Source organism: Neomicrococcus aestuarii (assembly GCF_014201135.1).
Classification (GTDB): Bacteria; Actinomycetota; Actinomycetes; order Actinomycetales; family Micrococcaceae; genus Neomicrococcus; species Neomicrococcus aestuarii.
The window spans coordinates 1,495,296-1,506,929 of the sequence record NZ_JACHDR010000001.1 but is presented as its reverse complement, the minus strand read 5'-3'; the positions used below and the strand labels follow the sequence as shown (position 1 = coordinate 1,506,929).

Sequence of the window (11,634 nt, the reverse complement as noted above, 5' to 3'; positions counted from 1 at the left end):
CCTTACCGACTACTCATAAGAGGTGATTACTCGGGACGCGAGTCCTGACGGTCCAGCGTCTTCTTTTCATCCTGCCACTCCAGCGGCTCCAACTCGACTCGTTGACGTGCGGATTTCGGAAGCCAGAAGAAGTACGCCAACGTCAGCAGAGCCATCCACGACAAGCCCACAATGAGGGCCGTGCGACCCGCTGCGGAGAACGCAAGGATCACCATGACGCCCACCATGAAGGCGATCGCGATGTAGTTGAGGTAAGGCCATCCTGGGAGCTGGAAAGACGTGCTGGCGGCACCGGCAGCCTGAAGTTCTCGACGCATGCGGTGGTGAGAAATCAGGATCATGATCCACGTGGTCACGGTGGCGAAGGTGGCGATCGAGGCCACCACCAAGAACAACGCGTCCGGGATGATGAAGTAGGCGACCAGGCCCAAGGCGATGACAGCGACGATGATGAAGACCGGAACCAACGGAATGCCGTCGCGAGTGGTGTGTAAGAAGGACTTAGGTGCCTGGCCCTGCTCGGCAAGACCGTACATGGTGCGCGTTCCGGCGTAGAAAATGGCGTTCATCGCGGACAGCGCGGCGGTTAGAACCACGCCGTTCATGACGTGCTCGGCGGCGGGCAACCCCAGCTGTCCGAAGACCTGAACGAACGGCGAACCGTCAACGCCAATCTGGTTCCAAGGAATCAGGCACAACATGACGCCGATCGACAGAACATAGAACACCAGAATGCGGACGGGCACGGTGTTAACAGCCTTCGGGATGGCGCGCTCGGGATCGTCGGCCTCGCCCGCGGTCATGCCGAGGGTTTCCATGCCGCCGAAGGAGAACACCACAATGCCAAGGCTCATGATGATGCCCCAGACGCCGAACGGTGCGAAACCATCGTGGGCCACAAGGTTCTCAACGCCGGTCTGGTGACCACCAATGTTGATACCGAAGACAATCAGGTACAGGCCACCAATAATCATGGCAACGATGGCAGTGATCTTGATGGAAGTGAACCAGAACTCGAGTTCGCCGAAGACGCTCACGCGCAACAGGTTGAGGGCTGCGATGATCAGCAACGCTGCAACCATCCAGATCCAGCCCGGAGTATCCGGGTACCAGAAGCCCATGTACTTGCCCACCGCGGTCATATCCGCGACGGCCACCACCATCATCTCGAACGTAAACGTCCAGCCCGTGATGAATCCCCAGTACGGTCCAATGAAACGGTCTGCGTAGTTCGCGAAGGAACCGGCAACCGGGTGTCGAACAGCCATCTCACCGAGCGCGCGCATGACAATCCAGACGGCGAATCCGGCGATGATGTAAGAGATCAGCACCGCTGGACCAGCGGCCTGAATGGTCTCAGAAGAACCGTAAAAGAGTCCGGTTCCAATGGCGGTGCCCAGCGCAATGAATCGAATGTGCCGGAGCTTGAGGCGCCGTTGGAGGTGATCCTCAGAAGTTGGGGTGGTCATGAGCCTGTTTTCCGTGCGAGGCGGGTGCGAGCGCACTGATGAGGGGTAGAAGTGATGCTGACTAACGATGATGCAAAAGCCGTATAGAAGGCCAGTCTTACGAGTGTCACATACGCGGGCCGTAGCGATTTTTCCACTAACTTGCGGCTTACGCCACTTTTCGAGCACGAACTTCGGTGTCACGCGGTTCATTCACGGCACCCGGAAGTGCCATGCTGGGGGAATGATTGTTGCTTTCTCAGTTGCCCCCAGTACCTCTGATGCGGACGGTTCAGTGCACGACGCCGTCGCTGCCGCGGTTCGCGTTGTCCGCGATTCCGGGTTGCCGAACCGCACTTCGTCCATGTTCACCGAGATCGAAGGGGAATGGGATGAGGTGATGGATGTGGTCAAGCGTGCGACCGAAGCCGTGGGCCGTTACTCGGGAAGAGTGTCATTGGTGCTCAAGGCTGATATCCGTCCGGGCCACACCGGCGAGCTCGATGGAAAGATCGAGCGACTCGAGAAGGCGCTCGGCGAGCAGCTTTGAACCGGTCTCCTGTGAGCTAGGGACACTGAGAGCTTCGGAGCGTCTCACCATTCAATATTTGAGACTCGCATTGTTAGGCGGCTTTTGAAACAGTGTGAAGATTTCGATCCCGATGGAAAGATGAGTGCATGTCTAACTCCTCACGCGCAGAGCTGAACTCTGACGACGGCTCCGAAATCGACGCCAAGACTCCGACTGCCGAGGATATAGCTGACGTTGAGCGGGAGCGGGACAGTATTCGCGAGTTTGTGGCAGGCCTCAACTTCGTGGACATCAAGAATGGCAATTGGTTTCCAAGGCTGCTTGCTACGTCACTGACAAGTTACGCGGAAAAGGTCGACGCGAAATACTTCCAAGACAAGTATCAGGGTGTACCGCCCGACGCGATAGTCGACCAACGGATCAAGATGGCGGCCAGATACGCCGCCATTGAAGGTGGGCTCTCTGCGAGCGCGTACACGGCGACCGTCGCGGCAACGATTGGGACGGTCGGCGGTTCCTCGCCAGCGACCGTGCCTATGGGAATTGCCACAGTCATGGTCGACATCGCATATCTATCGCAGCTGCAGCTCAAACTTGCCTACGACATCGCCGTGCTCTACGGCGTACCGCTGGACGTTGACGATCCCGAGGATCTCTGGAAACTCATTCGCGTAGCCTTTACCGTCAAGAGTGGCGAGTTCGTTCGCGAAGGCGTTAATAAGGCAGTGCCTGCCTTAATGCGGCCGCTGATCAAGCGATTCTATTCTGGGGCCGTTCTCAACGCGGCCAGGGGCCTTCCGGTGGTCGGGAAGTTCTTGCTACAGCGGAATCTCATCAAGATTGGCATCCCAGTTGTCGGAATTCCTCTCGCTGTGGTCCTGAACCGCGGGACAACGGTGGTTGCGGGAAAGCATGCTCAGTCGGTCTTTCGCAACGAAGCTCGCGTTCTAGAGGTAGCGAAGCGCCTAATGGATCGCAGCCGCCACCCGCAGTTGCTACTCTGGGTTGCCTGGCTCGTCATCAATGCAGACGGTCGGATATCCGACGACGAGGCGCTTCTGATACGGCACCTAATCCGCTTCGCGCGGGAGCGCCACGAGATCGCCGACGAGCGGCTTACGAGTGTTGTTGACCTCGATCCGGACGATGTCTGGTTGCTCCTTTCCGAAACCGACGGTGAGATTTCCGACGTCCTGGACGCATCGGTTGTCATTGCCGAGATTGACGGGGGCATCAACTCGAAGGAGCGGAAAGTGATAGATGAATTGAGCGGCCGATCCTCCGGACGCCAAGCGACCTGATCCTTCGAGGAGTCGCAACTGAGTGTTCAGGCCAGGGAATGACTTGCGAGCTGAAATTCACCGTGGAGTTAGGAACGGATTAGGACCTTCGCCGCGCAGAAACGGTTGCGCTTGTTTCACTGACTCCCGAATAGCGTTCACCACCGCGGCGACCGCGGGCTGTTGCAGATTCTCGGGCCGCACCACTAGCCAATAGGTGAGTCTTTGCTGTACTTCCGGCAGGAGCCGGACCAGGTCCGGATGCTCGGTCGCCATGAACGTGGGCAGGAAGCCAATTCCTGCTCCGGCTCGAGTGGCATAGACGTGGACAAACACGTTGGTGGAGGTCACGGAATCGCGCATGCCCGGGAGGATCTTGCGGGGCGTATCAAGGTCATCGACCTGCAGCATGGAATCGATGAAGTACACGAGCGGGGAGCGCAGCACATCCTCAAGCTGTCTGGGGGCCTCGTTCTGTTCAAGCCACCCGCGGGAGGCAAAGAGGCCAAGTTCGTACTCGCCGAGTTCAATGACCTCGGCCCGCTGCACTTGCGGTTCGCCCACGACGATCTCGAGATCCAATCCCGTGCGAATCTGGGAGGCACGTCGCGTGGTGGCCACGATCTCCACGTTCAGATCAGGATTCGCCTTCCGCAGCTCGGCAACCGCCGGGGCGATGACATAGGCGCTAATGCCGTCGGTTGCGGATAGGCGCACCACTCCGGAGATGCCGCGATCGGCGTGGGATTCGCTCGTGAGGGTCGCCACGGCTTCGGCTACCCGGTCGCCAGCGGCAACGGCTCGACGCCCCAAATCCGTGAGCTGCCAGCCACCTGAGGTGCGCACCAGCACGTGAGACCCCAGAATCTTCTCGAGAGCATCGATGCGACGGGAAATGGTGGTGTGGTTCAGATCCAGCTCTTTGGCGGCTTCGGAAAAGTATCCAGTCTTCGCAACGGCACGCAGGATGAGAAGGTCTTGAGCACTGGGAATAGCGCTGGGAAGAGCACTGGGAAGAGCACCCGGAAGAGCACTGCCGCCGTCGAAGGAATCGTCTCGAGGGGAGCCGCCTCCGGTCTCCCGAGGGGACAAATCGCTCACGAACACCTCAACAATTCTGCACGGCATGTTTCATACTCACCTGCGCATCTGCAGAATTGCAGGTACCGTCTGCATTCTTGACCATTGCCGTGCGGAAATCAACAGGGCATAGTAGAGCCGATCACTCATGTGATACGCATCACTACACCTCAGGAGATTCCATGAGCGCACCTTCTAGCGCCCCCAGCCAGCAGACGGGCCTCAAGCGCATTGTCAGCGCCTCGATGGCCGGCACCGTCGTTGAATGGTATGACTTCTTTCTCTACGCCTCTGCCGCAGCCTTGGTCTTCGGCACCCAATTCTTCCCCCAAACCGGAAACGCCCTCGACGGAGTCATCGCTGCCTTCGTTACCTACGCGGTGGGCTTCGTCGCCCGTCCGCTCGGCGGCATCATCTTCGGGCACATCGGCGACCGGCTCGGCCGCAAGTTCACGCTCCAGCTGACCATCGTGATGATCGGCGTCGCGACGGTCCTCATGGGCTGCTTGCCGACCATCAACCAGATCGGCTACTGGGCGCCAGCGCTCTTGGTCTTCCTCCGCTTCGTCCAGGGCATGGCGCTTGGCGGCGAATGGGGTGGCGCAGTCCTGCTCGTAGCAGAGCACTCACCGAACGAAAGCCGCGGATTCTGGGCATCGTGGCCGCAGGCCGCCGTTCCGCTCGGCAACTTGCTCGCCACCGTGGTCCTCTTCGTCATGCGCAGCGTGCTGGATAACGCAGCCTTCCTCGCCTGGGGCTGGCGCGTAGCGTTCTGGCTCTCCGCTGTAGTGGTGGTCGTGGGTTATATCATTCGTAAGCACGTTCAAGACGCCCCGATCTTCGAAGAAGCCAAGGCCGAAGTAGAACAGACTAAGGCCATCTCCTACGGCGTTGGCGAAGTTATCAAGAAGTACCCGCGCGGCATCCTTACCGCCATGGGCCTTCGCTTCGCGGAGAACATCCTCTACTACATTGTGGTGTCCTTCTCGATCGTCTACCTCGGCTCCCTGAAGGTGGATACGGCCGCGATCCTGGGCTTGCTAGCGATCGCGCACGTCTTCCACTTCATCTTCGTACCGATCGTCGGCTACTTCTCTGACAAGGTGGGCCGTCGCCCGCTCTACATCGCCGGCGCCATTTTGGGCGGCACGTGGGGCTTCTTCGCCTTCCCGATGTTCAACACCAAGGACAACTTCATCATTGTCCTGGCGATCATCATTGGACTGGCCTTCCACGCGCTCATGTATGCAGGTCAGCCGTCCATCATGGCGGAAATGTTCCCCACGCGCATGCGTTACTCGGGCGTCTCGTTGGGCTACCAAGTCACCTCGATCGTGGCGGGCTCCCTCGCGCCGATCATCGCCACCACCATCCTCAAGGAGACCGGCGGCTACATGGGTGTGAACATTTACCTGTTGATCGCCAGCGTTGTCACGCTCATCGCAGCGCTCAGCCTGCGCGAAACCAAGGGCGCTTCCCTCCACGAGATCGACGCCGAAGAGCGCGCATCTCGCGAACGCGCGGTACCTACGGTCTAGCAAGTAACTCTCCACGCAAGATTTTTGCGAAACCCACGTGGCGTCGTCGTACTTAATTTCCAGTACGACGACGCCACTCGCGTGAGTGCCGCACCCCCGGACTGCGGGGCGAGGCTCATAATGGGGCCATGGCTTCTGAACAGAAATTGCCGTTCGCGGAGCAAGTGTTGCCCCGCGCCATCATCTCTTTGGTGCTGGCCGTGGTGGCGGCAACGCTCGCGCACGCGCTCGTGACCCGGTCCGTCTGGATCTTCACCGTGGTGTTGGGATGGTCCGTGTTCTCGCTGGTGTTCGCGGGATGGACGTGGCGCGTGATCTCAGGCTTGGACGCCGAGGAAACGCGGCGCCACGCGGTCGCTGAAGACCCGGCCCGCGGCTTGATGGACACCATCTTGCTGGTGGCGAGCCTTGGATCCATCGCGGGGGTGGCCGCGTTGTTGGTTGGATCGGCCAGCGGAGGGACCTCAGAAGTTATTCCGTGGGAGGGGCTGCTGGGAATCGCGTCGGTGGCAGGGTCCTGGATCTTGGTGCACGTGATGTTCGTGGTCCGCTATGCGGATCTGTACTATTCGGAGCTCTTGCGGGCCGGAATTGTGGATCTTTCCGCCGCCAACGCCGAAGAGGTGGGCGGAGTGAGCTTCAATCAGAAGGATTTTCCGAGCTATCGGGACTTCGCGTACTTGTCCTTCACGCTGGGCATGACGTACCAGGTGTCGGACACCAACATTTCATCCTCCGCCATTCGGCATGAAGCGTTTCGGCACGGCCTGGTCTCCTACATCCTCGGAGCGGTGGTGCTGGCGGTGTCCGTCAACCTCGTGGTTTCGCTCGCGCAGGGCGCGGGCTAGTCCTCAGCCCAAGAACTTCTCAGGCGGTCCAACTCGCGACGATCCTTCTTGGTGGGCCGGCCGGCGCCGCGATCTCGAGCAGCAACTTGGGGAATGGCGATGCGGGGCCGCTCGGGCGTGTGGTCGATGTACGCCCTTTGCGCGGCCTCCGCACCCACTCGTTTCTGAATCACTTGAAGCACTTCAAAGGTGCGCTCCCAACCGGATTGCCGGACACGAACGGTGTCGCCCGGAACAATAGTCTGGGCGGCCTTCGTGGGGTTTCCGTTGAGGCGGACATGGCCCGCGCGGCATGCCGCGGTGGCGGCCGATCGCGTCTTATAGACGCGGATCGACCACAACCACGCATCAATTCGGTCACTCATGCAGTGCTTTCAGTGCTTCTCTTTACTAGACCTGCAGCGCGTTTTCGATCACACCGATGCCGAAGAACAGCACAAACGCAGCGGCGACAACCCACATGAGCGGGTGAACTTCCTTGGCACGGCCCTGAACGGCGCGGATGAAGACGTACGCGATGAAGCCAGCGCCAATGCCGTTGGCGATCGAGTACGTGAACGGCATCATCACGAAGGTCAAGAACGCTGGAATGGCGATTCCGACGTCGTTCCAATCGATCCGGGTGACTTGGGAAATCATCAAGAAGCCCACCGTGACAAGCGCTGGGGCAACGGCTTCGAACGGAACAAGGTTGATGAGCGGCGTTAGGAACATCGCGAGCAAGAACAGCACACCCGTGACGATCGATGCGAGGCCCGTGCGGGCGCCTTCACCAATGCCTGCGCCGGACTCTACGAAGACCTGGTTGGAGGAGATGCCGGAGCCGCCACCTGCAACGGCGCCCAGAGCATCCACCATCAGGACGCGGTCAACGTTGGGGATGTTTCCGTCCTTATCAACGGTGCCGGCTTCGTTGGACAAGCCCACAATGGTGCCCATGGCGTCGAAGAAGACGGACAAGAGGATCACGAACGCCAGCAGTGCAGCCGCGGTGACTCCTAGCTGACCAAACGCGCCAAAGACGTCTACGTTGCCAATGAGGGAGAGATCAGGAAGCGACCAGCCTTGGAGCTGGGGAACCACCAAGGACCAGCCTTCGGGGTTCGGGGTGCCGTCCGCATTGAAGGATGGGCCGATCTTGAAGACGGCCTCGAGAATGTTGGCGAGCACCGTGGCAATGACGATGCCGATCAGGATGGCGCCCTTGACCTTGCGGACCATGAGAGCAATGGTGGCGAGCAAGCCCACGATGAACACGAGGGTTGGCCAGCCGGTCAGCTCGCCGCCGTGGCCCAAGCCCACGGGGACGGTGGTGCCGGCGGCGTCGGGGAGGCGGCGGACGAAGCCCGAGTTCACGAAGCCGATCAGCGAAATGAACATGCCGATACCCACCACGATGGCGGTCTTGAGCGATGCGGGGACTGCGTTGAACACGGCGGTCCGGAAACCGGTGAGCACCAAGACGAACATGGTGACGCCTGCGAGCAGGACCAAGCCCATCATGGATTGCCACGAGAGCTCGGGGTTGGTGGCCACGGTGATGGCACAGAAAGCGTTGACGCCGAGGGCGGTGGCCATTGCGAATGGGTGCTTACCCCAAGCGCCCATCAGGATGGTCATGATGCCCGCTACGAGGGCCGTAGCGGCCGCGACGCGTCCGAGGCCGAGTACTTGTCCAGAACCGTCTGCTCCAGACAGGATCAGGGGGTTTAGGACCACTATGTAGCTCATGGCGAAGAAGGTGGCCAGGCCGCCGCGGATCTCGCGGCTGTAGTTTGATCCTCGTTCGGTGATTTTGAAGTAGCGATCCACGGCCCCAAGCGTGGTGTTGCTTGGGGGAGTGGTCCCAGCAGGTGCGGTGCGGTTTTCCATGTGCATAGCTTAAGCCGCGCAATGCCCCAGTGGGTTACGCCGAGGTTTCGTCACGTTTTCTACAAGCTGTAAAAAACTTTCGATTTTCCCTAGCTGGACGGGGAAAGTAGGTGTTCAATAGAGGTATCTCGAATCAGTGCACACAGTGAGGAGTCACTCATGAACGAGACACCACAGGCCCACGATTCCGACTCTGGACGCGTTCACGGTGAGTCCGCTCAGGCGGCCACAGCGAATGGCGTGACGGTTGGCGTGGACGGCTCCGAACAATCGTTGAACGCCCTCGACTTCGCGGCGCAAGAGGCCATTGATCACAAGGTGCCATTGAATATTGTCACCGCTTACAGCATCCCCGTTTTTGCCGCTTCCAGCATGGACGCTGGGTACGCGAGCATGGACGACGACGCCTTCCGTGCGGGCGCGCTTGAAACCGTTCAGGACGCTGCCACTCACGTGCGCAGTTTCGTTGAGCAGGGACTCGAGGTGCGCACTTTTGTAGAGTCCGGCGACGCCGCCGGCGTGCTCTTGGACTTTTCTGAAGAGGCCGACCTCATGGTGGTGGGCCGTCGCGGTCGCGGAGGATTTATGGGCCGACTCTTGGGTTCCGTCTCCGCGGCGATCCCAGCGCACTCCAAGTGCCCCACCCTGGTGGTGCCGTTGACGGCCAAGGACCGCACCGAGGTTCGAGACGTCATTGTGGTGGGTGTTGATGGGTCCGAGCGCGCTCGCCTCGCTGTCCTCAAGGCCGCCGACCGGGCTATTGCAGAAGACGTGACCTTGCGCGTGATCTGCGCGATTCCACCGCTCGGTGGATCTCTCGCGTGGGTTCCGGCAACTATCGATCAAGAGGCGGTGTTCCGCGACCTCCGGACGCAATTGGACGCAGGGGAGCGGTGGCTCAAGAGCTACTACCCGAATCTGAAGTTCGAATCTGATGTTGTTGAGGGTTCGCCGGTGGAAGTCCTCATTGATGAGTCGCGAACCGCGAAGCTGCTGGTGACGGGTTCGCGCGGTCGCGGCGGATTCGCCGGAATGCTGTTGGGTTCCACGAGCCAGGGCGTGCTGTTCCATGCAAACGGCCCGGTCATGGTGGTTCCGGACGGAGAAGATTCACGCCTCGAAGAGCGCAAGAACTTCAACTAAAGAACGATCTTAAAAAAGCAGTGGGAGGGCCTGGCTGAAAAATCAGCTGGGCCCTCCCACTGTCATGACTAGCGGTTTTTAGTAACGCACACCGTAACGGTAGATGTTCGTCATGCCGGCGTAGTTCATCTTGGTGACGGAGATTCCCGTAGTTGGGTTACGTGCGTGCACGATGTTTCCGCTGCCGATGTACATGGCCACGTGGTAGAAGCTGCTACCGCCGTTAGAGGTCCAGAAGATCAGATCGCCGATGCGCAGGTTGCTCAAGGAAACCTTGGTGCGGGATCCGGCGTACTGCATGGAAGAAGTACGTGGGATCGAGATCTGAGACTTGGACATCGCGGTCTTCGTGAAGCCGGAGCAGTCGAAGTAGCGTGGGCCAACGTAGCCGTAGCGGTACAAGTAGTAGTTGTTGCGAGCAACCGTGGTGGCCCAGCTCTTAGCGTAGGACTTCGTCAACGCGGCCGAAACGGCGGTGCTGATGGTGGCCGTGCTACCCAAAGAAGCGGCCGAAGCGCCCTGAGCGCCAGCAACGGTGGTGTCCGTGCCGAACGGGTCAGCAAGTGGTGAAATTGCGGTGTCCGGAGCAACTGGTGCTTCCGTCGTGGCAAGAGCTAGCTCGGCGTCTGCCGCAGCTGAGAGGCGTGCTTCCGAGCGCTTCTGCTCGGTGGCTGCCGTGGTGCCGTTTACTTCGGCAAGCTTGGCGTAAGCATCCTTGTTGGCCTTGGTGATTTCAGCGGACTTCGCGTCGTAGGCCTCGGAGGCCTTCTGTGCGGTTGCTGCGTCGCTGACTTCAGCGTTCATGCCTTCCAGCGTGACGGCTTCAAGCTGCTGGAGTGCTTTGCTGTTGGAATCGATAACAGCATCAAGAGTGGAAGCCAAGGTCTCGCGCTCAGCGGCGGACTGGCTTGAAACGTTTGCCGGAAGTGCATCGGCGGTCGCGACCTTGATAGAGGCGGCGTTAGAAGAGGAGTTTGTTCCCGAAGAAGCAACCGTAGAGCTGGCAGTCGATGATGCGAAGGTTGCATCGGCGGCTTGAGCGGCCGGAGCAGCTGCGCCGGCAAGGACGGTGCTTCCCAATAGAAGGGAGCAAGCGAGGGTGCTAAAGGTCTGATGGGCCCGCATAGGCTTTCCTGACTCTGGGTGACATTGACGCGGTGAATCATCACGCCCATGCGGGTGCTGATTGGGGGCAATTGAGACGGGGACGTCTCGCTTGCGTGTTAATCATCAGAATCTTTCGGGCTAGGGATCGCCTGAAAGATCACGAAATGATCACCGTTTGATAAAGATTAGGTATCGACCTGGTCGTTGGCAATACCGATGCTTGCTCACAGGAAGCCAGTGGATAGTCAAAACTTCCACTTATCCCCATCCCAGCTCGTGCAAAAGATCGTCGTCAATCCCGAAATGATGGGCAATTTCGTGAACGATCGTGATGGCAACTTCGCGCTCCACCTGTTCGACGGATTCACAGATTTCTAGGATCGACCCTTGGTACAAAAAGATGCGATCGGGTAACGCTCCAGCATCGGAGTCCCACGTCCTCTCCGTCAGCGGCGTTCCCTCATATAAGCCCAAAACGAGCCCGCCATCCTGAGGCGAGCCAGCGTCGTCGTACTCATGAATCTCGGGAGAGTAGCGATCCTCAATGAATATGGCAACGTTTTCCAATTTCTTCATCACGGACCGCGGCATGCGGGCGAGGGCTCGCTCAACGCATTCCTGGAACTCGTCATCACTCATGGGGAACGGCATTTAGTGAGCCTATCGGCTTGTTGAAAGGGCGCCGCAGCAGCAGGTGACCTAGATCTCGCACGTGAGGGCATATCTCAGTTTTGCGTTGGCCGAAAAGTGCCCTATAGTTGATACGGTCAACTTCTGGAAAGACGA

General features: G+C 59.4%; 11 protein-coding genes. 5 read left to right on the top strand and 6 right to left on the bottom strand.

What is annotated here, in order from left to right:
• Positions 1–26 precede the first annotated feature (26 nt).
• Complete coding sequence (locus HD598_RS06720) at positions 27–1,469, bottom strand: amino acid permease (RefSeq protein WP_183664707.1); 1,443 nt, start codon at positions 1,467–1,469, stop codon at positions 27–29.
• Positions 1,470–1,692: 223 nt separating this feature from the next.
• On the opposite strand from HD598_RS06720, the gene HD598_RS06715 reads away from it, so the two are divergent.
• Complete coding sequence (locus tag HD598_RS06715; protein ID WP_183664705.1) at positions 1,693–1,998, top strand: thiamine-binding protein; 306 nt, start codon at positions 1,693–1,695, stop codon at positions 1,996–1,998.
• Positions 1,999–2,126: 128 nt separating this feature from the next.
• Positions 2,127–3,281: a hypothetical protein gene (locus HD598_RS13310; protein WP_221244612.1), complete on the top strand. Its 1,155-nt coding sequence runs from the start codon at positions 2,127–2,129 to the stop codon at positions 3,279–3,281.
• 57 nt (positions 3,282–3,338) lie between these two features.
• Here HD598_RS13310 and HD598_RS06705 read toward each other — a convergent pair whose 3' ends face one another.
• A complete protein-coding gene (locus HD598_RS06705) occupies positions 3,339–4,361 on the bottom strand; it encodes a LysR family transcriptional regulator (protein WP_311538977.1) in 1,023 nt (340 codons plus the stop codon).
• Between the two features lie 161 nt (positions 4,362–4,522).
• Between HD598_RS06705 and HD598_RS06700 the strand changes: the two genes are divergently transcribed.
• Positions 4,523–5,878, top strand: coding sequence for an MFS transporter (locus tag HD598_RS06700; RefSeq protein ID WP_183664701.1), 1,356 nt, complete (start codon positions 4,523–4,525; stop codon positions 5,876–5,878).
• A gap of 128 nt (positions 5,879–6,006) precedes the next feature.
• Positions 6,007–6,726 (top strand): DUF1345 domain-containing protein, encoded by a 720-nt coding sequence (locus HD598_RS06695; RefSeq protein WP_071894357.1) that lies wholly within the window; start codon positions 6,007–6,009, stop codon positions 6,724–6,726.
• Here the strand turns inward: HD598_RS06695 and HD598_RS06690 are convergent.
• A complete protein-coding gene (locus HD598_RS06690) occupies positions 6,723–7,091 on the bottom strand; it encodes an RNA-binding S4 domain-containing protein (RefSeq protein WP_071894356.1) in 369 nt (122 codons plus the stop codon). The two genes, HD598_RS06695 and HD598_RS06690, sit on opposite strands and share 4 nt — an antisense overlap.
• 25 nt (positions 7,092–7,116) lie before the next feature.
• Complete coding sequence (locus HD598_RS06685) at positions 7,117–8,598, bottom strand: NCS2 family permease (protein ID WP_260170504.1); 1,482 nt, start codon at positions 8,596–8,598, stop codon at positions 7,117–7,119.
• 159 nt (positions 8,599–8,757) lie between these two features.
• Here HD598_RS06685 and HD598_RS06680 point away from each other — a divergent pair, with 159 nt between their 5' ends.
• Positions 8,758–9,741 (top strand): universal stress protein, encoded by a 984-nt coding sequence (locus tag HD598_RS06680; protein ID WP_084637151.1) that lies wholly within the window; start codon positions 8,758–8,760, stop codon positions 9,739–9,741.
• A gap of 78 nt (positions 9,742–9,819) precedes the next feature.
• Here HD598_RS06680 and HD598_RS06675 read toward each other — a convergent pair whose 3' ends face one another.
• The gene (locus HD598_RS06675; protein ID WP_183664697.1) at positions 9,820–10,866 is read right to left on the bottom strand and encodes a C40 family peptidase; all 1,047 of its coding nucleotides are present in this window, start codon (positions 10,864–10,866) and stop codon (positions 9,820–9,822) included.
• Positions 10,867–11,106: 240 nt separating this feature from the next.
• On the bottom strand, positions 11,107–11,499 hold the full coding sequence (locus tag HD598_RS06670) for a metallopeptidase family protein (RefSeq protein ID WP_183664695.1): 393 nt from the start codon (positions 11,497–11,499) through the stop codon (positions 11,107–11,109).
• Between the last annotated feature and the right edge of the window lie 135 nt (positions 11,500–11,634).